This window comes from Acinetobacter lwoffii (assembly GCF_024129685.1).
Taxonomy (GTDB): domain Bacteria; phylum Pseudomonadota; class Gammaproteobacteria; order Pseudomonadales; family Moraxellaceae; genus Acinetobacter; species Acinetobacter lwoffii_X.
In genome coordinates, this window is the sequence record NZ_JAMXXL010000023.1 from 22875 (window position 1) to 49532 (window position 26658).

Consider the following 26658-nt stretch of genomic DNA (forward strand, 5'->3'; position numbering starts at 1 on the left):
CTATTAACATATAAGAACCAACAACATACTACCTCTAACGCCGTTGCAGTACGGCACATAGTTAGAGGTTTTTTCATGTCTACTCAACAACAAACTACGGCGCCAAAAGGCTTTTATCGCATGTCACAGCTTGCAACTACGGCTGCACGTAAAGAACGCAAGTACATCGCTAAAGACGGAACTACTCGGATCATCAAAGCACGTCCTGAACGTCAGGGTCTGCTCCCGATGGGTGAAACAACTATCTGGGACAAAGTGCGCGCTGGTGAGTTCCCTACCCCAATTAAGCTAACCGAACGCATCACCGCATGGCGTATTGAAGATGTTGAAGCATGGATGGCTTCTAGAGGATTGGAGGCTTAATTATGAATACCTCCCTTACTTCTCTTTTGCCTTCTCAACAAATGCTTAGTTCAGATATTTCAGCTATTACTAACATCCGCTTAGATTCTGTCAAAAGAACAATCGAACGTTTAGCTGAACGGCGTGTCATTACTTTACCACCAACGGTGGAAAAGCCTACAGCCGGGCGTACAAGCACTGAATATGTGTTTACTGGAGAGCAAGGAAAGCTTGATTCAATCACTGTTGTTGCGCAACTTTCTCCTGAATTTACCGCAGCCATTGTAAAGCGTTGGTACGAGCTTGAGCAGCAGACTCCAGCATTTGATATCAGCAATCCTCAGCATCTCCTACAAGCGATTGAAGTCCAAGCAAAACAGAATTTGCAGCTAACTTCAGAAAACCAAGTGTTGTCAAAAGCCATCGAAACAATTACGCATACAGAGCATGGCGTTAAGTTTCAGCAAGCATGCAAGATCCTGAATATCAAACAGCAGACATTGGCGGAATGGTTGAGAAAGCATAACTGGGATCGTTACTTAAATGGTGCCAGAGCATCTACTTACTACTCTGAAAACCGCGGCTACTGTGAAACTAAATACTCACTTAAAGAAGGCGTAAAACCTTCCGGCCAATCATATAGCTACACACAGACTGAGTTCTTCATATTGCCAAAAGGTATGCAGATCCTAGCTAAAAGGTTTGGGGAGCGGCCATGAATTTTCAAAATATTTTCTGTTTAAGGCTTCTCAAATTAAAAATGATCGGCTATATTGATCGTGTTCGGTGCAAAATCATCGAATTAGCTTTGGTCGGCTATGAATACACAAGCGCATACAGTCCGCTACGGGCTTTTTTTATGCGTAAAATCTCTATGCTTCTGCATCTCTATGGTGAAGCTGGAGAGGGACATCTTCGGATGTGCAGGTCTCTTGTGTACCTGTCGACCAACCCTTTTCAGCTTTGCCACCCTCACTTGGTCGTGACTGGTAAAGCTCCTAAACAAACACAAGGAGCGCATTCATCATGAACGCTAAAGTACAAATTCAATTTCCAGAACAATCAATTCCTTTTTACAGTGTCGCTGATATTATCAGTGCCTATTCATTTGCATCTGAAGCTGCCACACAACTTCGAACTTTGGCTAACCAGATCAACAAAGCAACGGCTTTCGTTAAAGCATTTGTACAAGAAAATGATAAAGCCGACTCCTCTGCTTTTGCTGAACTAGAAAATCTAATAATAATTTCCCAGCAGCTTGCTAACAGTCAAGCAGACACTTACATGCGTGAACTTAACAGACATACGCATAAGCCTGATGATCAGTACGGTGCTGGGGATCTGTTCGATGCTTACTCTCTTGCTCATGAAAATACATCATGGCTTGAGACCATGTTTTATCAAATTAAAGATGAAGTCGAAGTAGTCAAAGAAACTATCAAGCAAGGTACTCATGGCGCCGTCTTTGGGACTCTTGAGCACTTAATTCATATTGCTGCGTATTGGGCAGAGAGTCATAGCAACACTTTCGATGTTGAACGCGAAAAGCATGAAGCGGAATGGGAGGCTACTAAAAATGGATAAGCCTTCTATCTCCTCAGAAAAAATCAAAATACAGCCAGAGCCTGTTGTCGATCAGCAAGCACCGTCTCCATCAGCTGCATATGTTGAATCAGTACGTATTACTCCAGAACGTCTTTGGAATACTGTGTTGAAAAATCATAAGCAGCAAGGAGGGCGTAGTGAGCATTGATGCAACACGCTGGGCTTGGACTGCTCCGGTAAATAATTCATCACAACGTCTCGTTCTGCTTTCGTTAGCAGATCGAGCTGGTGAAGAACATACGGCTTGGCCAAGCATAGATCGCCTGGCCAAAGATACCGTGCTGGACAAAAAAACAGTTCAAAAAGTTATTTTAGAGTTAATCAACTTGGGCCTAGTTGAAGATACAGGTGAACGCACGGGACCTACCAGACGTGTTCGCGTTCTTAAGCTCAACGGCGTGAAGGGTCGCGAGGAATATACCCAAAATTTAGATGATGCCAATACACCCAAAAACGGGAACATTAAACAATCCCAAAAACGGAATGATTCCAAAAATGGGAATGATCCCGAAAATGGTGCTTTGAATAACCCCAAAAACGGGATGTTGAACGATCCCAAAAACGGGGTACAGAATCTATCAGGGAATCTACCAATGAATCTCTCTCAAGAGCATGACTGGATTCCTGATGTAGATCAGTTAATAACAAAGATAAAGATGGCAGGTCATGGCAACAATATAGACCTAATCTTTGGCTTACCTAGCTTTGAATTCGAGCTAAGTGCATTCAACTCTTATTTTGATAATAGCGGACTATCTGACAGTAAAAAACTTCATAAGTTCACTGCTTGGATCGTAGACAAGTTTGATCGCTACAAAAAGCAGAATCCTGAATATGGCATTCAGTCTCCGACCGAACAGCAAGCTAATACTGCTCAACCATTTCTTAATTTACCGACTAAGCCTAAAAGCCTATTAGGAGGTACTCAATGAATACCCCTATCCACAATCTACAAATTGAACAAGCTGTACTTGCAGCACTGATGACTGTTTCAAATTCATATGGCCAAGTTGAGAACCTACTTACTGAAGATGATTTCCATGCTACACGCCACAAATTGATTTTTCAGGCTGTGGTTGATCTGGATTCGAAGAATTCACCATATGACGCTGTATTAGTAAATCAGTGGCTAGAAATGCATAGCTATTCTGAAGCCGCTGGCGGTGAGCAATACATTATGCAGATTTTAGGTGATGCACCTTCCAGCTTTTATAATCTGGTGTCTTATGCTGAGAAATTGAAAGATCTTACGACATGCCGGCAAGTTGAAGCCGAAGCAATGAAAGTGATTAGTCAGGCTCGAAACCTAACTGTTAGCCGTGGTGAGCTGGTCCAGAATGCACAAACTGCTTTTGCAGATCTTAATACTGAATCTGGAAGTGAATCCCTCTTTCATATTCATGATGCTGCATCCAATACATTTCTTGAGATGCACCGTAAGATTGAAGCTGCAATTGCTGGCAATTCGATGATCAAAGGAATCCAGACTGGCATCTATGACCTCGACAAGAAACTAGGCGATGTTGAACCTGGTTGCCTAATGGTGGTGGCTGCACGGCCAGCAATGGGTAAGACGACTATGCTTCAGCTCATTGCGAATAATGTAGCAGTCATACAGAAAAAGCCTGCCCTAATCATGTCAGGAGAAATGCCCAAAGAACAGATCGCCATGCGTCTCTGTTGCGCGATTGCACCAGCAGATATTGGAGTAGTGCGTAATTCCCCACACCTATTACCTAAAAATGAATTTACGGCGTATACAGACGCCGTGGTGATGCTGAAAGAAGTACCAATGCAGATCAATGATACTTCCCGTCCATCTATTGCAAATATCAGGGAGTCTATCCGTAAAGTAAAACATCAGTATGGCTCTGTCGGTGTGGTTCTGGTTGATTATCTTCAGATCATGAAGACAACAAAGCAATTCGCCCGGGAGGATTTAAAGATTGCTTATTTTACCGGTGAGCTGAAAGCCATGGCCAAAGAGTTTGATTGCGTCATTGTTCTTTTATCTCAGCTCAATCGTGAGTTAGAGAAACGACCAAATAAAAGACCTATGATGTCGGATCTGCGTGAATCAGGTGCAATCGAACAGGATGCTGACCAAATTATTTTCTTATATCGGGATGAAATTTATAACAAGGAATCTCAATACCGGGGTATTGCTGAAGCTATTGTAGGAAAGAACCGCCACGGCGAAGCTGGTACAGCATACATGCATGCTCAATTGAAGTACTGCCAATTCACCAATCTAGATCATGATGCGCTTAATCAAATTCAGGGGAATACAATATGATGTTTATTCAAGGTGATCGCGTAGATTCTACTGCATCAGGTAAATCATTGACCGAAAGATTCAAAAATTTAAGAACCAAGAAAAAGGTAAAGGAATTCATTGTTAAACGCCGTGGCTATAAACGTCCAGACTTCAATCGTATGATTCTAGATTTAGTTAAATGTGGCTGGACACACGAAAAAATTGCATTCGTCTTACCGGTATCTGGTGCTTCTACAGTATCTGAATGGGCACGTGGTGGCGTACCTAACTTTGAAAATGGTGAAGCACTTATTGAGCTATGGCGAGCTGAAACGGGTATTAGCCGTGAACCTCGTGAAGGTGAATGGGGAACATATCAATATAAGATTGGACAGTTGGATCTTCTTTGAGAAGTGTTTCCTATCGTACTCCATTGAATAAAATAAATAGCTACTGACTTACTGTCTGTAGCTATTCGCTTTAAATTAAACTAAAGGTAGTTCAACCTTCGGGGGGGAATCAGATTCAGTGGACACTTACAAGTAAGGTTACTAAAGTTGTCCTAAACTCCAATAGGTCAATTCAATAAATCACTACATTGCTTACTATAAATTTTTTGATAACTGGATCGAACTTTCTCAGCCTGCTTACCTATAAATGGATGACTGTGTAAATCGATAATATCTCTAATTTTATAAAAAATCATACCTTTGAAAACGTCTTTATTATTAACTACCCAAGAACTATAGAAACCAGGGAGCGAATTAATAGCGATATCGTTAATTGTATGTGGATATTCTTTCGGTGATCTAAATTTTCTTATTGAGTTATTAGCTGTATATTCATCTAAATATTCCATCCCTTTGTCATAAAAAGTCTGCGATTCTTTAGTTCTCTCTATGTAGTCAGCAATAATGGAACAAAATAAAAACTGTTCACCAGTAACAGCTTTTTGAAGAGAATGATTTAGTAAATATTCAGTATTATCTATATTCTGATCAAAAATACTTCTAATTAGATAATCAAAATCACTTTCACACCTATTAACTGCGGCTGTCTGAACACTATTTACAGAGCAAACATCTGCTATAAGATGGCCTGAAAACAATAAACTAGAGAGAAAAATAATAGTTCTTAACACGCCCCCTCCTTATAAATGTAAGCATACATAATCATGTTAATTAATTTTAAATTTCATCGGCTGGAAGTCATCAATATGAACTTTCTTAGCCTTCAGTAGATCTTCTCTTTTACCATCTGCGACCAAGACGGCACGCTTAACATGAACTGTCCAGGTGCGATCTGCTGCACACATAGTTTCTGATTCAAGAAAGACATTACCAAATGCTTTACCTTGAAGGTTTTGTATATCGCCGTAGGTTATTACATTCTCTGAAGTCCCCTGTACTCTACCGGCCTTATCCTTTGCCACCAGATCTAAATACAATTTCTCATTGGTCCCAAGAAAATCATGGATCGTCACATCCACCACGGCGGAACAGATCCCTGAGTTCACATAGCTGGTCTTAGAATGCTGAAGTGTAATTGGGGTGGCCAAAGAGACTGAGCTCATGAGAGCCATTAAAGAGAATGCTATTATATTCTTCATGATGCGAAATTCCTTTTTCTACTAAAATTATGAATGTGGTGTTATCAAAGGCTGTATTTCAAGTGAGTCAAGCAAGCCACTTTCTCTTTCCCAGGTATCGACAGCTTTGATCCCGTAACGACTACTGGAACGTCCATGCGCTTTAATCACTGGTTCAGGAAAGTTCTTTTTATTTCGCCAGCTGATCAAAGTACCTTTAGTAATTCCATAGCGCTTTAATAACTCAGGTGTTGAGATATATAAGGTCATCAATTATTCCTCAAAGTGTAGTCATACTAATCAAGCTATTCAGCAATAACTGCAACTTTGAATTGTATTTCACATTCATTCTTCACATGTTCTTAGTGGGAATGTATAGCTGTAAAGTTCCATAAAATCACTATTAATCACTTTAAAGGAAAAATGAGTGCCATTTACCCTATAAACTTGAGAAGTGCCAATAGCTGAGGAACAAGCGTAATTTCTAATTAATTGACTAAACTTTTCCAAATCTATTTTTTCCGATAAATCCTTTTTAGTTTCAATATCTCTTAGCGCATAAGTCTGAGAAATTAAAGGTCTGCTTAACACCATGGTTAATAGCTCTGTATCAGCATCAATTTTTCTAGGTAACGTCGAAACTACTTCATTGGTGATTTGACGAGTAAGATCGTTAAAGCTATCAATATCAATAATTTCATATTTCTCATTGATTATCTTGGCATTGATTAACGAGCGATCAAATCCATTCTCTGCCAAAGCTACTGTTGAATACCCTAAAAGTAATATGGGTAAAACTCTACCAATCATATTCCCCCCTTAATTGTCTCATCACATCATTTGATGTTGGATTTTGGCTATTTATAAATATCAATACAACATAGTAATCTAAAAATTAAAAAAGGAGCCGAAGCTCCTAATTTTATTATTCTGATAAATCCCACCAGTAACTATTACCTAAGTTCTCCAGACGCTGCTGTGTTCTTGGTAAATAATCAGGATCAATCATATTCTGCATTTTGGAATACAGCATTCGATCTACGACCAGCTTACTGTACCAAAGATTCTGCAATGGAATATTACTCTTCAGGGTATTGGCCACCTCCATCATCCGGGTAGATTCTTTTCCCTCAATGATGTTGTTGCCCATACCTGTTAGCAGCATACCCAACTTCATGCTTTGGCCTATTAATGGGCCACTGATAAAGTCTGATGCACTTCGACCGGTTGGATCTGAAAGTGCAGACATGATGTCCCCCAGGAAGGAAAGCCCACCACCTTTAAGAAGTGACTTACCAAAGAAATCAATCGTAAATACCGGCTCTGGATTCTTACCATTGGCCAAGTTCTGAGTCTGAACGATCAATGCCCCTGCTAAAGTTTGATAAGCCAGTAGCGAAGCCAGGAACGTCACTCTGCTCTTAATATCTCCCTGGGCAAAGGCACGATGGCCAATACGGAACATATAAGCCAATGGGAAGCCTTTAAACTGGAATAAGGTACGACCCAATTCCCCCTGGATGGTACCGGCTTCGCCCAAGTTAATGATGCTACGCTCACGTACACCGGCCTCAATGATAGCTACGGATTCCTCATTGAAGATATGAGTCTGATACTTCATTGCAGCCTTATAGCGGAAGTCAGCAATGGCGTTCGCACTATCCTGCTTGTCCAGTGGCAAGAACTGCTTAATCACATCATCTGGTGCATTAAAGAAGTCATTCTGCGAAAGTACCGCCGTCCCATCTTCACGTTTACTTGGCTCCAACTGCTGCCACAACTGCCAGTCACGTTCAGTAATACCGTTCCCCTGCAGAATCTTAAGATCATCTGCACCGAGATCCTTCCAATCCGTTTTACGGGTCATTTCAGCAAGCTTATTCATATGGACCAGATTAAGCGCTCGTTTCGCTCCTGCAGTGACGGCGTTCAGTCCTGATAGTTTCATAGTCGTTGCAGCAAAAGCCTGCATACGTGCATTAAAGCGGCCTGACTTGGTAGCACTGCTGACAATATCAGCATCACCAAAACGAGTCATTGAACCGGCCATTTCGTTAATGCCAAGGCCAAACCGCAATGCTTCATCACGTGTGGCACCCTGTTTCAATTGCTTCATGTATTCAGGGAGGATCGATTTGGTATAGGACAGACCCAGCATATTAGCGACCTTCTTCATACTGGCATGGTCACCAAAGGTCGTCAGCGTGGTACCACCTAATTTAGATGCAACCATTAAGGCACGTAGTCCACCCATAACGTTACCTAAGGTTGAATCAATCGCCCGGGTATTGGCATCCAGGGTGTTATACATCGACATGGCCCGATGAGCCTGCTTATCAATCTCACCATGTTTCATGCCATTCTGTGGATCTGCTTTCAGTTTGATCTTGGCTTCATCCAATAGCGACTCAAAGGTATGACGAGGATTGGACCCAAGGTTCTGCATCATGGCCACTTCTGTACTCATGCGGTGAGTATGGTTTTTCAGAATCTCATGAAACCCTGCTTCATCATAAGTTCCATATTTCTTCTGATATGCCAGCCATGCGTCACCATCTTTGAAATGTAAAGCTCTGGATTCTTGGTGACGATTTGCCATCTTGGAGCGACCACCTACAGGTGATGCACCTGCTTTGGCCTGTTTATTCAGTATCAGTAAGTCTTTGTTGGCGCCGTTGGTTGAGATGGTTTTATAAATCTCCTCAAGCATGGATTTAAGCTCCAGCTCATTCATCAACTCACCAGTCTCTTTGACATACTGATTACGATCTACTCCAGCCAATGCATCGTTCACCCATTCTGATTGATCTGTTAAGGCTACTTTCTTCTGATCATGTGATGTCATAAAGCCAAAGTTATCGAGCTTCTTGATATTCCCACCAGCCCGGTTGAAGGCTAAACGCATTTCCTCCAGGGCTGCACTTACTTCCTTGGCCATCGCAGTAATTTCTGGATTATCAGACTTGCCACCAAACATGACCCGGATAATGTCGTCAGTCATTGCCTTGTTCACTGACATACCAAAGCGCTCTTGTGTCTTGGTAAACACATCTGCAACCAATGACATCCAGCGGCTATGCAATGCTTGAGATTGTTTCTCTATGGACTGGATACCACTCTGATCCGAGAAGTATGCAATCTTCCGCATTAAAGCTTGGACCGGATTTAATTTAGGATGGTTATAGATTTCGTTCTGCAGTTGGGCTTTGAGAATCGCATCCCGGGCAATGTTCTGATTGTTCTTGGCGATCTGGACGGCGAGATCCGTAGCAGTTTTCTGCGCAATCGCTTCAGCACGTTCAGCAGGACTTTTAAACATCCAATCAGGATCTGTTCTGGCTAGAGTATTTTGTGCCCGGATATACAGTGATGAAATACGATTACTGTCAGCTGCACTTAATTTTCTTTTACCTAATGCCTTTGCAACTTGTTCTCTACATTCAGCTCTCATGCTGCTTCACTCCCAAATCTTAATGCGCAGCTTGCCAATGCTTTCACTGCCTGAATTTCATCTTTTGCGATTTCTTCTTGCTCTTTGACATAGTCCAATAGATCTCGGGATGACATCGTCACAATTTCCTCATCCCCGTTTTCATCCAGACGCGTAAAGGTCACTTCCATATCGGGATCTGCTTCCAGAATTGAAACTGCTTCCCTGCCGTCTGCCGTGTCAGTGAATGCACCGTATTCCCCTTTACTAGACTTGGTTAAGTCCGGTGCACCATCAACCTTAGATTTACCTGGCTTCCAGAACTCCCGCTCTAATGCCTGGGTAGCTTTATGCTGTACTGCAGTTAATTCAGGACTATCGGCTTTACCATTAGCAGGATGGGCAAATAGATCATTTCCATTACGTGTAGCCTTTACCGGGCTAATGGTGCCATCCTGATTAATCTGGCGCTGGAAGGTCGTATTAGAAGTACTATTGTGTAGTTCTTGAATAATCCCCCCATCATCCATTGACCGCTCTCGTTTAAGGTAATTTTGCGATCTGGTTGGAGTCCAATTATCTACCCCTGCGATAATTGAGTTTTGCTGAATATTTGAATCTGATGTTTTGGTATTGATATCTAAAGTGTTCGATTCTGGATCTGGAAGAATAACGCGTTGTTGTTCTGGCTCAAGCTGGTAAAGATCAGAGTCCAATGTATCCAAATTACGACTGGCACTATTACCAGGGCCAGATAAGTCGACCTGAGGTTCAACATACGGCGTTCGGTAAGCACCTCCTTCCGAATACTGATAATGCGCCGTAGCCTTGAGGTATTCCAGATCCTCCTTGGTCAATGGAGAAGATAGGGCTTCAAACTCTTCCTGGAGTGACTTAACACTATGCTCATCTGCACTGAGTACAAAAGGCATTGCTTCAACTTCAGCATCAGATTGGGACTTGTAAGCAGGTGGTGCAGTTATATCAGACTCAAACTGTGGGAACTCTGATTCGCTCCCTCGGACTTCGGTAGGATGTGCTGCACTTTGTGAACCGACATCACCATAAAGTTTAGCTATATCGTTCCAGCGCTTTTCGTATTTGGCCTTTACCTGCCCTACGGTCATACCATTGAATTGATGACTTGAAGTGATACCTTCTGCAATCTGTCTTGCAGTCTTTTTCTGATTGCCTTTACTCCAGCGTGTGGCCACATCAACAAAAAGCTCATTATCCTTAGCCTTTAAAAATGCTGGTCCACCACCCTCACCAAAGAAATGCAGGTAGTAAAGCTCTAGGCCATTCGGATCTCGATTAAAGTGACTACGAAAAACCTTGGAGTTATGTTCGTAGTAGTTCAGGCCCGCTTTAATTTGATCATTGCCATCAAACTTGTTCTTACCTCCCATACGAGCAAAGGTGCTATCCAAAGTCTGGAATAAGCCGGTAGCTGACGATAGTAACTTACCGTTTCTGTCCTTTGGCTGGATTGAAGTGCTGAAGGTGCCACCAGTTTCCAAATGGGAAATGATTAAGGCATCCACTGGATTGATACCCCGTTTAGAGGCTTCCTGGACAATCGTTTTTGTCCACGGTTTTTTATCAAATACAGGGTTAGTCAAGACATCGGCTATTACTGGTGCTTTATGTTCATCAGTATTGATAGCGCTTGGTCTTACGAGGGCCTTCGGTGTACCTGTTATTGGTACCACTGGTGTACTGGTTGCTACTGCTTTAGGTGTGCCTGTCACTGGTGCTTTTAAGCTGACCAGCTCATCATTGAGTGCACTCTCCATTGCACTATCCAATGCATCAAAGTGTGAATTGGCCTCTTTTGCATTAGTTGGACTAAATGGGTTCGTGCCTTCTGCATGCTCGATGTTGGCCTGAATATGAGCCGCATCATTCATGGTATCTACATTACTATGGTCTTTGATCTGCTCTGGCCGTAAACGCCCTTTGTTCGCCCACAAGTTGAGTAGTAAAGCCATCCCGCCGTTTGCTGCCAATGTGGACGGACTTAATGCATTTTCCTTTAATGCTTCACCGTATTGAGCGACTTTCTTATTTTCATTGTTTTCAAGAAATGAACCTTCAAGATAATCACCGGCTGAACCTGCTGCAGTAGCCAGCGCGGTAGTAGCTACGGCGTCAGCAATTACAGACTTAGACACACCATGGGTAGGAATAGCAAAACCCAAAGCATCTGTAACCCCTTTAATAGCCCCACCGGTTCGAGCCGTTTTTATGTCTGCCCCTTTATTCAGTAAGTCTGATTTTTCTGCTTCAAAGGTCTGGTACCCAAATAGTCCAGAGTTTAGGGCCAAACCAGGTACACCACCTGTACCTAGTGTAGTAACGGCGTTCCAGCCAATACGTGTAAAGTCTTTGGTCAGGCCATAGGTAAACTCACCTATGCCACCTAAATCATCAGGCTTAAAAATCTCGAGGTTTTGCGCTCTTAAGGCCGCTGCTTTCTTATCACCACGTACTAAGGCATCTGGGGCAGTGGCTGCCTCAATGGTACCCATAGCAACACCGGAAACAGTACCTAATACGCCGTCACTAAATCCACCGCGTTCACTTTTAGGTTTAAAGCGAGGATCGTCCTGATTTAACGTTAATTCATCATCTGCTAAAAATTCCATCTCTACCTCATCTCACTTTAAAAGTTAAGCGTGTTTGACGCTTCTTATCGGTGGCATCCATGATGTACTTGCTACCATTCTTGAAGTAATAGACGTATGGATTTTTAGGGTCTTGCTCTAAAGGCAGATCCAAGAAGAAGTCTTTATCAGATCCGCCATAGTTACGGGCATTGCGAGAGTTAAAGCTCTCCAGCTGCTCACGAAAAGCCTTTTCACCAACAGTATGAGGCCGTAACACTACTGATTTACTTCCGAAGAATCCCCCTGAGGTGAACTTGCCTCCTGTGACATTCTTGGCAGCTCTATTGAAAAGCTCTTCATCAATGGTTTTATTTAAAATATTGCCTTTGGGATCAGTCACCTTCTCAGCTTTTTGAACCAAATAAGCATAGTTGGCTTTGATTGAATCCAGATAGATTTGAAAGTCAGGTTTACCTGGTGAAGTAATACCAGCTAAATACGTTTCTGTTTGCTTTGTTAAACCGTTTTCATCTACTTTGACCAAGCCTTTTTCAATCAGATCCTGACCGGTAATAATCTGGCCAGCAATATCTTGTAGCCCCCTATTATTGAGTGAAGCGGATAAACGATATGAGCCACTTTCACCAGCAATACTGTTGATCATGTCTCTAGATGCATTGGCATTGCCAGCACTAGATTTATAGAGGCTAGTCACTAAATTCAACTTATCGCCTGGTCTAGCTTTTTCCCAGAACTGCTTTAATTCAGATTGTTGTTGAGTAGAGAAAGGATTTAACGACCCTACAGTACCGTTCAATACATTGTTCGCGTGAATAGATTTAATGTTTTTAGATAAAGCATTAATGGCATCAGGATTGCCGCTCAAAATCGCATTAGTTGGTACTACTGTCAGCTCTTGGCCAGTCTTGATTGAGTACGCCAGAGCTGAATTATTTTTCTCATAGCCCAACATATTCTCATGCGTTTTAGACAGAAGGTTTAACTTCCAGCTCACGTCTTTAGCATTATCTTGCGCCGTATTTTGAGCCTCTGAACGCTTTTTACTGAGGTAAGCTTCACGCTCGTCCGCCCCCAGTCTCATGAACTGCTGTACTTCAACCAAAGCCCCGCTATACTGAACAAACTCAGATTCTTTCCCTGTACCCTTAACACGTGCTAAACGCGATTTAATCACGTCTTCACTTGGGATCAAGCCTGTTTCAATATCTGCCTTCATCTCAGTAACAGCATCTTTTGCATCATCTTCTAACTGCTTTTGCTGTAAGGCAACTGCCCGGTTATTCTGATCGATTTGACTTGATACCCGTCCACTCCAGTAGACGGCCTGCTCTTGAGTTAAATTAGGGTGTTTTGCTATTACAGCCTCAGGAGTGGATAGTTCAGTCAGCTTTTCGTTGTCTGACTTATTTCCCAAATAAAATGTGGATACATCATTGCCGGCCCGACTATTTTTGTACTCGTTAAAAGTATCCTGGACATGCGCTAATGGTAAATTTTTGGACTGTGCGTACAGAGCCATGCCACTCCAAACATCCTGCTCAGAAGCGTTTGGATTTTTGAGATAGTTTTCTCGCATATCCTTTAGTTTTACAATAGCCTGTTGCTGCTCCGACTTCTGCGCGATCGGCAAATACTTCGATGCACTCTGGTAAGAATGCTGCTCAAAATAATTATTAAAGTTCTGCTCAAACTGTTTAGGTATTAGATCTTTGTACTGACCTTTGATTGTTTCTAGGCTCTTTTGGCGTTGAACTACGGCGTCATCATAGGCAATTGCACCACTTTGCATTTTAAGCAAAAGGTCATCATCCACTACACTGATGTCCGCGCCAACCTTAGAGGATTGCAATGCAAAATCAGCTTTAGCTTTTTTGTCCTGCTCCGCCTTTTTCTGCTCAGCTTGTTGTGTAGCAACTTGTCCTATAGCCTGACCCAAATTAATACCAGCCTGTGCTAATTGGCCTGTGTTGCGCTGTGGCATCTGGGTACGCTCAACCTGTGGCATTGCATTGCCAAAGTTGCCCATCGGGATTCTAGCCATTTTATTTCTCGAAGTAATTTACTCAATACTTCAAAATTAAATGGTTATGTGTCCTCAAAAAATGGGTATATTTAGTCCAGAAAAAAGGAGCCTAAATAGCTCCTATCTCTCGACTAAAATCAGGCTGTACGCTTCGTTTGATGAAAGCAACGATTGATATTTTTCACTCCAGACTTACGACCAATAAAAAGTGATTCCAGCACACGTTTTATAAACTGGATCTTCTTAACGATCTGGCCTAACTCAAACTCAAATGCATTCCGGTTAAGAAGACGCTTAAATTCTCGATCAGGATCTAAATAGTGTGCCGTAATAATTAAAGTATTCGGACAGCTATTCAAGTTAATTAAAATTGTATAGAGATGATTATGGTAAAAAGCTCTATTGTTCTTAGCTGTTAAGTACGCAAGACGATGGATCAGTTCTTCCAAGTGAGAAGCAACTTTTAGTAAATGATCTTTATACTTAACATTGAACAACTGTGCTGGTTCCTTGCCATTGATCTCCCTTCGAAACTCATCAATCAAGTATTCAATCCCATTACATAGCTGGATTGATCTTTCCATATCATCACAGTCTAAAGGCTTAAAAGCCGGAACTGTTGGTCGTTGCATGCTTATATGCTCCAGTTATTAATTCTTGGGATATCTTGGTTTGTTTTATCAGCGAGAGCTTTCCAAAGCTCAATAAATGCTTCACCGTTCTCATAATTTGGAACACCGCCACGCGCCCATTCAGCCACACTACTAGGACCGGAGATTGATAATAGATACGCAATCTTTTCGTTAGTCATTTCATGATATTTTTTTAGCTCATCAATCATCTTTTTATAATTAGGTGCGCCGTACTTAACTTCTGCTTTGAGAAACAGAAGATTTTTGGGCACTTCAAAATTATTAAGCTCAATATAAATCCCCATGCTGTCACCTAATCAGTTTTGTCGTATCTAGATTAATAAAGTCGCTTAATAGCCTGGTATCAAGTCAGGCCACTAAGTCAATTAGATTGAATATCTATCAGTTATGCCCAAGCTTTATCTTCATCACTTCCAACCTCCATTCGTCTTTGGAGGTGACGCACTCGTGATTGCACTTTGCTGTTGTGCAGATGCTTTTGAGTTTTTAAAATTAACAGCACCACTTGCACCTACGGCAGCCGTATTCAATGCACCGGAAACGATGGCTGTATTCGCATTACTACGATGCACACTCGCTTCACCTTTTAACCGTTGTGAGCTGTTATAGCCCGTAATCTCGGCCATGTTGGCATCATAGTTAGCATCAAGTTCAATCTGGTCGTTAATGACCACCGCCGTCCCTTCATGCACATCCAGACCGTTTCCTGCGGCTGCTGCACGTGCACGTGACTGTACCTTTTCCTTTTCCTTACGGATTCGTTCAGCTTCAAGTCGACCACGTGCAAGCTGTGCTTTCCCGTCCGCTTCAGCCTGCTCTGATGCATGCTTGTTACTTTGATAACTTGAATACCCTGTAAGTGCGGTACCTGCCACTGCTGCCACTGCTGCTACTGCTGCCCAACTCATGAGATAAACTCCTGAATATTATGACCTATAGAAATTAAGAACTTTTCTTCCTCACCATGTGGGACAATCACTTCTTTTTCGATTTCTTCTAAATCTGTGCTTTCAGTCGCGTGGATCGTCATGCAGGTGGAATCTTCATGGAAGTAAGCTACTCGCTTTGTTCCTGGCATGGTTCGCTGAATACATGGTGCTTGAATGTGCTCTACGCCGTTTTCAGTTAGTACACTTAAGCTACCAGTTAAAAATAGAATGAAGTGTTCAGTACGATGCATTTTGCTTACAACTAAAGTCCCTGCTTTGGCCTTAAATTCCCTTACATAAACCTTGTTGCCAAAATGATGAACTAACCCTGTTTCTGCCTTTTCAAGGTCTCCAGATTCAATCTTTTGCTCTAGTTCATTCTGCAAGCTAATGGCAGCGCCTACATAAGATTGCTTGTAAGCACCACCCATTACGTAAGCTAAGAAATCTGTATCCCCTGGTGAGATAATTTCACTCATATCTATTCATCCAATTTCTAATCATTAATGGCAATTTAGAACGCTTAAAGTCCTCAAAAAATGGGTGAATTTGGATTTAAATTTCTGTGGAGTGAGATTTCGTAAGAGTACCAAGATCGACAAAACGCGCGCGCGCGCGAGGGAGACCGCAAAACACTATATTTTTAGCCTTCCATTCCACCTAGTAATCAATGCCATCCTTCAATCTCCTTTTATCAGTACGGCGTATCCAAGCAGGTCAAATCATACTTTTTAAAAACATTCCTAAAACGCTCTAATTTCTCGTATTAGCGCTTTTAGATTTCTCATGTACCTTTGGTTGTTTTTCTTATTAAAGTTGCTCAGTGAGGAATTGGCTGCAAAATTGGGCTATATATTTATTCGCTTTTAGATATTCTTCAGAAAAATAATAACTCCTATCAAAATCTCAACCTCATAACACTCTAATGAGCACTTGAAAAGTTGAGCTTTTCTTCTCAGAGAAACTGACAGATTCTTTGATAGGTTCATTGATAGGTTCTGCATCCCAAAAACGGGTACATTCAAAATCCCAAAAACGGGGTCGTTCAAAATCCCAATATTGGGAATATTACCGTTTTCGGAATGATACCAATATTGGGTAGATTCTTATCTTCAGAGATTGAAGCAACTTAATGAATAGCTTTAAATCGCGAATGACTCTTTTTATTTAGATAAATCTTATCTGCATTTCGACATACCAATTCAAACTCTTTCATATTCTGAGCCTTTTTAGCAGTAAACCGTACATAGTGAAGATTTTGAGGGAAATACATTTGATTTAGTTTCTTATGGTTTGGATCCCTACTATTTAATTTTGATCTGGTCTTGGCCTGTAACTTTCCAATTTGGTGCCGGGTACCATGGAAATTACCATGTGCACTTAATCGATATGTAGCTTCTTTTAATCGATCTGCCTTACCTGTAGAGATTAAATCAATCTTCTTATCTAACTCCCTTTCAGCCGACTGCATAAAATCTTTTGATAGATACCAGGTGTAGCGGACTTTCTTCTGAGAATGACGCTGGAAAAACTCCAAGTGCTTTTTACGAACTCCACGTAATACCCTAGTCAGTTCTTTTAATCGGTCGTTATAACCGGTATTAGCATCAAACTTAATCCCAAACTGATTTAATAAAAACTGACTTACAGAGGTTTTATTCCAGCGAGTGTGTTTATTTTCGAGAAAGGCGAAACCAAAATTTTTATTAATGCCAGCTAGACGATTTAATTCAAAATTATCGAATGGTTTAAATATCCGGTAAGTTGAATTCTTATTACTATCAATTGTCTTTGTCCGGATTGTCTTGGTATTAAATATCACTCCAAATTGTTCCGGGTGATAATAGGTCTTAGCAAATTGAGGCTTAAGATCGCTGAACTCTATGTATTGTCCAAGTACATAATCACCATAGCGTAGCAGTTTCTCTTTTTTGACAGTCAAAATACTGTTGAGCTTTTGCTTTTGCACCATGCTAGAATTTTTAGCGAGTATTTCTTTTAGCGTCAGCTTACTTCTTCGTGCCTCTCTATAGCCTGTAGTAAACAACCAGAATTGGAATACATCATTCCTTGCCGGATCATAATTAATAACCAAACTCCAGACCGGTTCCCCATAATCTGATTTTCGCTTGCGTAAAGATTCATCCAGATTGAGACCATACTCCAAGATCAACTTTGGAATGACAGTATGGAACTTTGAAAAACTAACAGAATCAGAGAACCAAAACTTTGCACTGCCGTTAGAAATGCACTGCATTAAGCTTAAAAGACAATCAGTTTTCGTTGTGGTGTAGTAGATCATTATTCATTCAAAAGTGTATTTTTATGCGGAAAGCATAAAAGTTTATCTTTGATTCAAAAAGCATAAAAAACGCCATATTCATGAAGTAGGCTTTTTTTTAAGCACTGATGGTCTTTCTATAAATAAGAGTTCCTGTTTAAACGTATTTTGTACAGATATACGCTTAAGAGCACATCTCTTAACTACACAAAAAGTGCAGTTCATTCAGATCCATTCTAAAGCATGGTTAATTGCTCTCGAGGTCTCAAGTGTGTTAATTGAGTTTAAAAGAAAGCCCTCTAAGTTAAGAATTAACTACAGGCTTTTGATCTTATTTTTTATTTTTATGTAGAGTTGCCAATGATAATTAATACTTGTCGCAGTTGGACCCACGCCTTTATTCTGTCTAATCAGGAGATTATTTAAAGGATAGTCTTGACGATCACAAACTATTACTTCGCTATATTCACCTAAAACAGAGTTAAATTGATCTGCAGTTAAATCAATACAAGTGTCGTTCAGTATTGTCCAAGCATGTGAGCGTTCATCTTCAAAGTATCCTATCCAGTATTCCAGATTAAGACTATATTCTTGTTGCATATAAATAATAAAAAGGTCGGAAATATCCCCGCAAGCACCTGTGGGAAAATTTTTAAGACCATAAAAATTAGCCAGCTCCCCATCAGCCTTTAAGGAGTTCAGTGCACTCCTGAAATTAAGAGCGATATCTTTTATTTCCACAAATATATAATTTCCAAATTTGATTTATATTGATGCATAGCCTACCCAGGCTTCTTCATAAAAATACTTTCTTTCTGGATCGTGTGCACTATAAAAATTAGATTTAGGTTTTTATTTAATTAATTGAACTACTCTACAGAGTGGTTTTTTATTGGTTGAAAAATATCTAATATCAGCTATAACTTAGATTGACCTATCTAACAAAAATAGAGCCACAATGAAAAAATTTATAATACTGGCGTTAATCGCCTCTTTTGCCACAACTGTATATTCTCACGGTGGGCGCACTGATAAAAATGGTTGTCATAATGAGACCAGCACAGGGACCAGACACTGTCACTAGGGGAAAAACATGGGCTTTAATTTTCGTAAGAGCTTTAAGATCGCTCCTGGTGTCCGCCTTAATGTTAGCAAAAAGGGAATTAGCAGCGTTTCTCTTGGAGGAAAAGGTGGGCGGGTAAGCGTTGGCAAGAAGGGCGTACGTTCTACAATAAGTGCACCAGGTACAGGTCTTTCATACACCTCTCATCAACCATTTAAGCAAACTAGAGCTGACAATTCTATTCAAGAGCAGCCAAACACTTTATTTAGTGAAGTTCCTCCAGCTTTACCAACTTATAGACAAGATAGAAATGTTTCCCTCATTCTAGGTATTGGAATATTTTTTATGCCTTATATATTCGCTTGGTTTACTTTAAGAGAGGGATACTCATCACTAGCCAGATTTTCTAGCTTTGGATGGATGATACTTATAATCTTACTGGTGAGATAAATTATTAAGTAACGCCGTTTTAATCATACGGCGTATATCAAAGGCTATCCTCACCTAATCTATTAGATACAAGAACGACTCTTATACTTTTTTTAGCTAAAAATTTAAATCTATATTCAAAAATTACACTTATTGAGATTTAAGGAATCAAATTCACGATACGTGATCTGATATTTTTCCTTTTTTCACTTGTCGGTATATTTGTCGGTATATTTAAACTTATTACTTTTTATATTAATAATATTCAATAACTTAAATAATATTTACGACTTCCTCTCTCACCGCCAAATATCATTATCATGTAGCCACATGATGTCTCAAAAGGTTTAAATCTAAAGGGTTTAAACCTTTTTTGTTGTCTCATGTAATCTCACTACATTCATTGCAATCCCCCATTTCAAGGGGGATAATTGGGGGATAAATTATAGAAGCTGATTTTTGTCCCCCAATTTGTATGGAAATGTTTTTACATGCTCACAGATGCCCAAATTAGAAAGATCAAACCACTTGAGAAGAAAAAACGCTATTCAGATGAAAAAGGACTGTATTTAGAAGTCACTTCCGCTGGCGGTATGTTTTGGCGTTTGAAATATCGCTTTAATGGAAGAGAAAGCACTTTAACAATTGGTAGCTACCCTGAGATTTCACTTGCTAAAGCTCGCCGTAGTCGTGATGAAGCTAGAATTCAACTCTATCAAAACATTGATCCCAATGCGGTAAAAAGCGAACGTTTACAAAGGATAGATGAAAGCATTCTCTTTCAATCACTTGCAATGGAATGGATGAATGACCGTAAATCAGTCATCAAAGTAGGGACATATTCACGAGACCTTACAATTTTTGAAAAAGATTTATTCCCATATATAGGCAAGTTGCCTATTGATCAAATCAAAGGAAAAGATGTACTTGCTTGTGCTAAGAAAATTGAAGAACGTGGGGCTATAGAAACTGCTAAGCGCTCAATACCCTTAGCAGGTCGTATTTTTCGTTTTGCGATCCGTAAAGGAATTATAGAGAATGACCCTACACCTCACTTACAAGAAGCGCTAAAGCCCCGTAAAGTAAAACATATGGCTCGCTTAGACATTTCAGAGTTCCCTGCTTTTCTACTCCGCATGGATAACTATCACGGCAATATTTTGGTTAAAACAGCCCTATTAGTAATGACATTAACTTTTGTCAGAACGTCTGAGCTTATCAATATGGAGTGGAGTGAAATTGACGTCGAAAATAAATTATGGCGCATTCCTGCTTATAAAATGAAAATGGCATTACCTCATATCGTGCCCTTATCAAGACAAGCTTTGGAACTTATTGAAAGCCTGAAACCATTAACAGGTAATAAGCAATTTGTTTTCTATAACCACAGCACGGCTAAACCGTTAAGTAATAATGCTTTATTAAGTGCTATTCGAACTATGGGCTATATGGGTAAAATGACAGGTCACGGCTTTAGAGGACTGGCATCTACAACACTTCATGAACAAGGCTATATGCATGATGCCATTGAAATTCAACTAGCACATACTGTCGGTAACGCCGTATCTCAAGCTTATAACCATGCTCAACATATGGACTATCGAATTAAGATGATGCAGGAATGGTCTGACTTCATTGATAGTTTGCGGAATAATGTGATTCCCTTTCCTAAGTCTAAATTAGCATAGGCTATTATCATGTTGCCATATACTTTTGATGAAGCTATTAAAGCTATCGGAAACAATTGCTCTAAGCATAAAATTGCTGATTTAATTATCAGTGGGCAACTGGAAGCTTGTTTTCGATTTGATGGTGTTATTGCCAATATACAAGGCTTTATTCCTATTATTCATTGTTCAATGTCTTCTGCGGACTTAAAAACTGAACTTACAGAAATACGAATTAATCATGATTGGTTAACAATCCCAACTGAAATAACTGAACTATATGACTTTTTAAATGGTAAAAAGGAAACACTTAAAATTAATTGGGCTATACAGAATCAAGTACTTAGCACCAGTCCAAATAAAGTTGAGATCGTACTACTCGATGAAGAAATTGATTTTTTTGAGTTATCTAACGAAATTGCAAACCCACACATTTCAAATCACTTATTATCACCAAATGACCTTCGTATCTCAGCAGAAAGCTTAAACGCTTATCTATCTCTTTCGAATTCACAAACAGAATCTATCGAAAATTTAATCACAACTGATAAATCACAGTTATCAAGCTTGTTAGATGAAACACATCCTTATTATGCACCTGATTTAGCTCTAGGCATTCGAATGTGGCTTGAAAATTATCGAGATGCTAGTCCTCTTCATAAAACACTGCACAAACCAAATTTTGATAATTTTTTGGATAAATATGGAATCAAAATGAATGATGAAGCAAACAAAAGATTAAGAGAGGTTAGTTCACCATTTGCTACATGGTCAACCAGTAGAAAGGACAAACAAGCAGAAGCACAGAGAAATGTATAATTTATGATTAATATTTAAACAAACAACCAAATTTTGTTATTTATTTTACAGAAAAAGCTACATCCCCCTCCTTACCCCCCCTAATTACTCTTTTGTTTAAATGCACCTATCCCATGCAGTTGCAATCAATTGCATGGTATTCCCATAACTTACATTGATAGGTGTAAACAATGTTTCAAGAAGAGTTCTTGAGAATGAAAGATCTCGCTAATCGCCCCAATAGAAAGGGACTGATTGGCATCTCATCTCAAACACTTTGGCGATGGATTCAACAAAAAAAATTCCCTGCGCCTGTAAAAATTGGTTCTAACATTTCTGTATTTAGAATGTCTGAAATTCAGGCATGGATGAAGGCACAGAGCTAAAAATGAAAGAACCTCGAATCTACAACCGTAAACAAGCATCTGAACTTCTAGCAAGCCATTTACCTCATAAAACTGCGGATCAATGGCATCACTGGCTTGTTAGAAACATTAGGCAATCAAAGCACGTTTACAAATTATCATTTAAAGAGATTGGAAGGCGAATCTGTTATTCAGAAAGTACCTTACTTGCCTTTATTAAATCGTACACCACACCCTACAATCAAATGAACAAAGGAGTTCAACATGGACGTTAAAACTAAAATTCTCAGTACAGTAGTTTCACAAATCGTTGCTGATTTAATGAATCATAACGATTGGGATTCAGTAATGGAATACACAGATTGGACGGCTTTCCAAGCAGAAGTAAATAACAAGGAACTTACTTCAAAAATTCAGTTACTGCTCCAATGTCCTGAATACAAACAAATCATTAAATATGGCAACAAAGTCTTTAATGATGAAATGACCCGACAATCAGAGGAATTCAATCAAGTGCTTCAAAACCTCCCTTGCTAACGCTAACGGATTGAAGAACGGCTCTTGGAGCCGTTTTTTTTATAGCAAATAAATCTATAGGAACACAGAAGCCATGAATGACCTTCAATTAAGTCCAGAGTTTCAAAATTTAATGACTCGCCTGGATCATTTAGATTTAATTGATCCATTTCACAATGATTATTACGCAGAAATGCAAGCTATCAATTTACAGCTCTCATTTCTCAAAACTCAATCAGAACGACAAGATTTACTATCAATAAACACTGACCAAATTCTAAGCTTATCAGTTGATACACCACATGATAAAATGATTGACCTTATGGATTCATTAACTGCAATCTATGCCCAAAATGCTCAGTCGGCAGATGAGTGGGAAACTGTTATTTACTCAAATATCAATAATTATGATTTCAAAGCTATGAATATCATGATTAAAGCTCAAGTTGACTTTTTAGACTTGTATTTTGAAATTGAAAAATCTTCTACACGGCATGACATTAAGAAATATTTAACTGAAAAAACTGGGATTACTCACTACATTTCAGAACATAAAAAAGGCTTTATCATTCGCCTGCATGATATAAATTCTTTGTATGAATTACGGCGCCGGATTCAGTATTTAAATCACTTTGAATGCAATAAGGAAAGCTTTCGAATCATGGAAATTGAACTCGCAATTGATTTCTATCGTTTTAAGCACAAAGCGCTCGTTACAGCCCTTTTTAAATCTATTTGCCTTCCTAGTACAGCTGAAAACTTCCGTGTTTTTAAGAACCAATTAGGCGTATTTACTCCCATTCCATCAACCCCTATCGCAATGATGAAAAAACTTGAAAATGGATATAACATTGGAATTAATCATAAAAAAGCAGATGAATATTGGCATTTTTATGTCAAAACAACGGATCAAAACAAGCAATCTTTACCTGAATACAAATGGCGTATCCGTGCCGAAAAGAACATCAAACTTAATATTTTGAATAAAATGGATAATCGATTGACTAATTTAAAGGCACTTTTGTTCAAGGGGTTTAAAGGGCTAAGCTTTACTCAATTAGTGAATAATGCTCCCCAATCTGTGAAAGACATCTATAAAGAATCGATTCAACCTTTTGGGATGGAGCAAGAAATCCACTATGACAAATCTCGTCATAAGCGGACTTTACAGGAATATATCGAGAAACATGCAGATTTAAACCGACTCATTTCCAATGCTATTCATAATTTACTTCGCAATTTTGCTATCAGTGCTTAACTATAACTATTTTACCGTAAGCTTTAATTCATAAGGCTTACGGGTTAAATCGGTAGATTGATCTGCCTAATAACTTATATACCCTATATACAAGTTATAGGCATGATTCAGCTTAACATTTACTTTACCTTAACTTAACGCTTTTCAAGAAAATCCGCAAAGTCTTAGAAAATCACCAAAATGGTATATGGAGACCATTCATAAAAATTGAGCTCCAAACAATATTCTTATACTTTAATTTTGTTTTATTCAGCCTCTACTACAAAATCAGCATCACCTTTTCTTAATGAATAAGAATCAACATTAAAACGTATGAGGCTAGTTAAATACTTAACATTTGTATTAGTTTCAGTATCTGCATACATACTGCTAATATCCTCATAACCAGCAATTTCAACTAATTCTTCAGCAAACCTTTCAACTATATCCTGTATAGCACTCTGCAACTCGTTTGAGACCTCATCACGCAATAAGAAAAAGAATTCAAACTGATAAAAATCCCTTTCTTCCATAGAATCTAAATTTAAATAAAATCCTTTGATAAAACTAGAAAAATCATATTGCGGTAAAGAGTTAGTTGCGACATCTTCCAATTCAAAAATATATTTATCTAAAATCCGATATAGTTTTTCATTAAAAGAGTCTGGTAATGCGCTCCTAAAATATCTATTCGCTCTCCAAAAAGGCAAAGCTAATTTAAAATCTTTATCTAATTGGAAAATATTAAGATCTGTCTTTTCATTAATTATTTCCATCAACTTTTGTTTTTTTACAGTTACGATATAATCTACACTAGCTTCGTAATCAAGCTCTTGAAACTTAAATTGAAATTTCCTGACACTTTTAGTGAATTGATTTCCATGAAAAACCTGTTTAGGCTTAATTTTCTGACAAAAAGCTATTTCAATGCAGTCATCCAAGTCATCCTGATTACAGGCTATATCACAATTTTGTGATAATACGACACAAAGTGTTCCATTTTTAGTTTTTTGAGTTTTATCTCTTAAATCCTTTTTAGGCAAAGAGTCCAGCCAATCTTTACGATCACCCTCTTCAATTAAGTCAATAAAAAAACAAGAAGCTTGTTCAAGCTTCTTGTTATGAAATAACTGCTGTCCACATGATAATTCTGTCACTTAAGCTAAACCTCATGCATGACTAGTCATATTCAGTAATGAGATATCATCACTATTTCTATGAATTTTAGATTTAGATTCCATTTTTATCTTTAATTGATTAGCAAGATCAATAATAGAATCCTGATTCAGATTATCAGTAGTTAAAAGATCGAATAGAGTATGATTATTTACCATATAAGTTTTACTCAAAGCTCCGGGACTTTTTTCAAATATTCCAGACAACTCATCGAATATATTTTTTAATTTTTTAACACGCACAAGATTTTGCTCATGTAAGTTATGGTTACTCTCATTTTGATTTTTATAGTTGTGTAACGTCTGTCTAGTAACTTTGAATACTTCAGCAATATCTTTATTTGGCAAGCCTAGAGCCACTTTTACTAAATCAACAATATCAGCAACATCAACCTTATCCTCAACGCTATTTAGAAAACGTGAAGAATCTTTACTATAATTATATGAAGTCCATACATTTTCACTGACATGATTCACATATTTAGAATCATGATCTAATATTTCAAACGGCCGAATAGAGTGAGTTTGAGCACTCGAGAACAGGATTGTCGCACCTAAAACGAAAGGTTTTGCTGATTGAACTGATGCTGTATTCCACATAATCACTCTCCTATGACTTCCCACTCTTTCAAAGCTACTTCTGAAAGAGATGCCCAAAATACATCACTAACATCCTGATAAAGTGCTTGTGCTTTCTCATCCAATTTTTCTATAGAAAACAAAGGACTACCTACGAATGGATGAATATGTCGTATATCTAATAATCCATAGGTAGGAGAAATGACATTAAGCCACTCAGTTTGCCCTTCGATTATTAGTGTGCAATTCTCATCTGACTCCATTAAATCATGAGGTAAAATTTGATTTACCTTTCTTTCTACAGTCGGTATTTCAGCAAAATTAACTATTAGTTGCCCAACAGCAGTTTCTACAACATTTATCTTTTGTCCCTGCAAAAGCTTAAACTCTCCAAATAATGCAGGTGATAAATAATTCTCAATAACAAAATCGCTTAAATTATATTCTTTTACTGGAACAATAACATTTATATATCTTAATTCTAAAGCTTTAACCACTGCTTTATCTAGTTTAGAAAACTCACGGACAACTAAAATAACATCTTTAAATAATCTATAAAAATCTTCAAAAGAAGAGTATTTAGTAGCCTTAAGCTGAATTGAAGAGGAAGAAATCTCCACAATACTTCTTTCACCTGCAGCTCTAAAAAGTAATCTTTTTGTATTATGCTTCTCTTGCGTCACACTTTGAGTGACGGTATCAAACTTGACATCAAAACCTTCGATCTTGCTTCTTATTATTTCAGGAAAACCTATTTCTATCATCTTGTCATGCAATATATTTTCTAATTCTTCTGAAATGTTTTTTAAAGAAGGAAGCTCAGCAAACTTCAAATCTAGTACTGCATGTACTAAAGGTGCTTTTACTAATGACTTCTTCATCTTATTGACAACCGATTATTTACTGTATAGCCAAATTTTACACTTTTTTTTACATTTTGCTATTTTTTTTACATTTCTAAATCTTTCGATTTGCTAACTTTTAGCTTAATCATGGTTTAAACCCTCAAATTCTACCTAAGGGGGATGATTGGGGGATTAAAAATTTAACATATAAAAATATTATTTACTTATCATTAATTTAAATTAAAA

The 26658-nt window shown here is 38.9% G+C and carries 30 protein-coding genes and 1 pseudogene; 15 read left to right on the forward strand and 16 right to left on the reverse strand.

Annotated elements, in window-relative coordinates:
* The first annotated feature begins 75 nt into the window (after positions 1-75).
* The 8 genes and pseudogenes from NI464_RS11380 to NI464_RS11410 all read left to right on the forward strand — a co-directional run bounded on the left by NI464_RS11380 (position 76) and on the right by NI464_RS11410 (position 4614).
* On the forward strand, positions 76-363 hold the full coding sequence (locus tag NI464_RS11380) for a helix-turn-helix transcriptional regulator (RefSeq protein WP_111034214.1): 288 nt from the start codon (positions 76-78) through the stop codon (positions 361-363).
* Between the two features lie 2 nt (positions 364-365).
* Positions 366-1061 (forward strand): phage antirepressor KilAC domain-containing protein, encoded by a 696-nt coding sequence (locus NI464_RS11385; RefSeq protein WP_253138504.1) that lies wholly within the window; start codon positions 366-368, stop codon positions 1059-1061.
* Positions 1058-1372: pseudogene (locus tag NI464_RS15920) on the forward strand (hypothetical protein). Before NI464_RS11385 ends, NI464_RS15920 begins: the two are co-directional and overlap by 4 nt.
* Entirely contained in the window at positions 1369-1926 is a 558-nt protein-coding gene (locus NI464_RS11390) for a hypothetical protein (protein ID WP_253138506.1), read from the forward strand. The pseudogene NI464_RS15920 and the gene NI464_RS11390 overlap by 4 nt, the downstream one beginning before the upstream one ends.
* A complete protein-coding gene (locus NI464_RS11395; RefSeq protein WP_253138508.1) occupies positions 1919-2095 on the forward strand; it encodes a hypothetical protein in 177 nt (58 codons plus the stop codon). The genes NI464_RS11390 and NI464_RS11395 overlap by 8 nt, the downstream gene beginning before the upstream one ends.
* A complete protein-coding gene (locus tag NI464_RS11400) occupies positions 2085-2879 on the forward strand; it encodes a helix-turn-helix domain-containing protein (RefSeq protein ID WP_253138510.1) in 795 nt (264 codons plus the stop codon). Before NI464_RS11395 ends, NI464_RS11400 begins: the two co-directional genes overlap by 11 nt.
* Entirely contained in the window at positions 2876-4243 is a 1368-nt protein-coding gene (locus NI464_RS11405; RefSeq protein WP_253138512.1) for a replicative DNA helicase, read from the forward strand. The genes NI464_RS11400 and NI464_RS11405 overlap by 4 nt, the downstream gene beginning before the upstream one ends.
* Complete coding sequence (locus NI464_RS11410) at positions 4240-4614, forward strand: hypothetical protein (protein WP_253138513.1); 375 nt, start codon at positions 4240-4242, stop codon at positions 4612-4614. The genes NI464_RS11405 and NI464_RS11410 overlap by 4 nt, the downstream gene beginning before the upstream one ends.
* Positions 4615-4781: 167 nt before the next feature.
* Here the strand turns inward: NI464_RS11410 and NI464_RS11415 are convergent, their stop codons facing one another.
* The 13 genes from NI464_RS11415 to NI464_RS11475 form a co-directional block, all read right to left on the reverse strand.
* The gene (locus NI464_RS11415) at positions 4782-5345 is read right to left on the reverse strand and encodes a hypothetical protein (protein WP_253138515.1); all 564 of its coding nucleotides are present in this window, start codon (positions 5343-5345) and stop codon (positions 4782-4784) included.
* Between the two features lie 36 nt (positions 5346-5381).
* Positions 5382-5813 carry a hypothetical protein gene (locus NI464_RS11420; protein ID WP_253138517.1) on the reverse strand — a complete coding sequence of 144 codons (432 nt, stop codon included), beginning with the start codon at positions 5811-5813 and terminating at the stop codon, positions 5382-5384.
* Between the two features lie 27 nt (positions 5814-5840).
* Positions 5841-6062 (reverse strand): hypothetical protein, encoded by a 222-nt coding sequence (locus NI464_RS11425; protein ID WP_010326202.1) that lies wholly within the window; start codon positions 6060-6062, stop codon positions 5841-5843.
* A gap of 75 nt (positions 6063-6137) precedes the next feature.
* Positions 6138-6602: a hypothetical protein gene (locus NI464_RS11430; protein WP_010326201.1), complete on the reverse strand. Its 465-nt coding sequence runs from the start codon at positions 6600-6602 to the stop codon at positions 6138-6140.
* 115 nt (positions 6603-6717) lie between these two features.
* Entirely contained in the window at positions 6718-9243 is a 2526-nt protein-coding gene (locus NI464_RS11435) for a hypothetical protein (RefSeq protein WP_253138518.1), read from the reverse strand.
* Entirely contained in the window at positions 9240-11870 is a 2631-nt protein-coding gene (locus tag NI464_RS11440; protein WP_253138520.1) for a lysozyme family protein, read from the reverse strand. The genes NI464_RS11435 and NI464_RS11440 overlap by 4 nt, the downstream gene beginning before the upstream one ends.
* A 7-nt stretch (positions 11871-11877) precedes the next feature.
* The gene (locus tag NI464_RS11445; protein WP_420914109.1) at positions 11878-13893 is read right to left on the reverse strand and encodes a hypothetical protein; all 2016 of its coding nucleotides are present in this window, start codon (positions 13891-13893) and stop codon (positions 11878-11880) included.
* Positions 13894-14012: 119 nt separating this feature from the next.
* The gene (locus NI464_RS11450) at positions 14013-14507 is read right to left on the reverse strand and encodes a hypothetical protein (RefSeq protein ID WP_253138527.1); all 495 of its coding nucleotides are present in this window, start codon (positions 14505-14507) and stop codon (positions 14013-14015) included.
* A gap of 2 nt (positions 14508-14509) precedes the next feature.
* Positions 14510-14812, reverse strand: coding sequence for a hypothetical protein (locus tag NI464_RS11455; RefSeq protein ID WP_253138529.1), 303 nt, complete (start codon positions 14810-14812; stop codon positions 14510-14512).
* A 123-nt stretch (positions 14813-14935) separates the two neighbouring features.
* Positions 14936-15436 carry a hypothetical protein gene (locus tag NI464_RS11460; protein ID WP_253138535.1) on the reverse strand — a complete coding sequence of 167 codons (501 nt, stop codon included), beginning with the start codon at positions 15434-15436 and terminating at the stop codon, positions 14936-14938.
* On the reverse strand, positions 15433-15936 hold the full coding sequence (locus NI464_RS11465) for a hypothetical protein (RefSeq protein WP_253138537.1): 504 nt from the start codon (positions 15934-15936) through the stop codon (positions 15433-15435). The genes NI464_RS11460 and NI464_RS11465 overlap by 4 nt, the downstream gene beginning before the upstream one ends.
* A 650-nt stretch (positions 15937-16586) precedes the next feature.
* On the reverse strand, positions 16587-17714 hold the full coding sequence (locus tag NI464_RS11470; protein ID WP_420914110.1) for a hypothetical protein: 1128 nt from the start codon (positions 17712-17714) through the stop codon (positions 16587-16589).
* Positions 17715-18053: 339 nt separating this feature from the next.
* On the reverse strand, positions 18054-18479 hold the full coding sequence (locus NI464_RS11475) for a hypothetical protein (protein WP_253138541.1): 426 nt from the start codon (positions 18477-18479) through the stop codon (positions 18054-18056).
* 217 nt (positions 18480-18696) lie between these two features.
* Here NI464_RS11475 and NI464_RS15960 point away from each other — a divergent pair, with 217 nt between their 5' ends.
* The 7 genes from NI464_RS15960 to NI464_RS11505 all read left to right on the forward strand — a co-directional run bounded on the left by NI464_RS15960 (position 18697) and on the right by NI464_RS11505 (position 23834).
* Entirely contained in the window at positions 18697-18822 is a 126-nt protein-coding gene (locus tag NI464_RS15960; protein ID WP_106389220.1) for a YHYH domain-containing protein, read from the forward strand.
* 9 nt (positions 18823-18831) lie between these two features.
* Positions 18832-19251: a DUF4236 domain-containing protein gene (locus NI464_RS11480; protein WP_253138543.1), complete on the forward strand. Its 420-nt coding sequence runs from the start codon at positions 18832-18834 to the stop codon at positions 19249-19251.
* Positions 19252-19721: 470 nt separating this feature from the next.
* Positions 19722-20918, forward strand: a complete 1197-nt coding sequence (locus NI464_RS11485; RefSeq protein WP_253138551.1) for a tyrosine-type recombinase/integrase — start codon at positions 19722-19724, stop codon at positions 20916-20918.
* A gap of 9 nt (positions 20919-20927) precedes the next feature.
* Positions 20928-21716: a hypothetical protein gene (locus tag NI464_RS11490; protein WP_253138553.1), complete on the forward strand. Its 789-nt coding sequence runs from the start codon at positions 20928-20930 to the stop codon at positions 21714-21716.
* A 170-nt stretch (positions 21717-21886) separates the two neighbouring features.
* Complete coding sequence (locus tag NI464_RS11495) at positions 21887-22081, forward strand: helix-turn-helix transcriptional regulator (RefSeq protein WP_253138555.1); 195 nt, start codon at positions 21887-21889, stop codon at positions 22079-22081.
* Between the two features lie 243 nt (positions 22082-22324).
* Positions 22325-22597, forward strand: a complete 273-nt coding sequence (locus NI464_RS11500) for a hypothetical protein (protein WP_253138556.1) — start codon at positions 22325-22327, stop codon at positions 22595-22597.
* Positions 22598-22670: 73 nt separating this feature from the next.
* On the forward strand, positions 22671-23834 hold the full coding sequence (locus NI464_RS11505; RefSeq protein ID WP_253138558.1) for a hypothetical protein: 1164 nt from the start codon (positions 22671-22673) through the stop codon (positions 23832-23834).
* Positions 23835-24079: 245 nt separating this feature from the next.
* On the opposite strand, the gene NI464_RS11510 is transcribed toward NI464_RS11505, so the two are convergent.
* From NI464_RS11510 to NI464_RS11520, 3 genes are read right to left on the reverse strand one after another with little or no spacing between them, the layout of a single operon-like run.
* Complete coding sequence (locus NI464_RS11510) at positions 24080-24970, reverse strand: hypothetical protein (protein WP_253138560.1); 891 nt, start codon at positions 24968-24970, stop codon at positions 24080-24082.
* Between the two features lie 12 nt (positions 24971-24982).
* A complete protein-coding gene (locus NI464_RS11515; RefSeq protein WP_253138562.1) occupies positions 24983-25588 on the reverse strand; it encodes a hypothetical protein in 606 nt (201 codons plus the stop codon).
* Between the two features lie 2 nt (positions 25589-25590).
* A complete protein-coding gene (locus NI464_RS11520) occupies positions 25591-26448 on the reverse strand; it encodes a TIGR04255 family protein (protein ID WP_253138564.1) in 858 nt (285 codons plus the stop codon).
* Between the last annotated feature and the right edge of the window lie 210 nt (positions 26449-26658).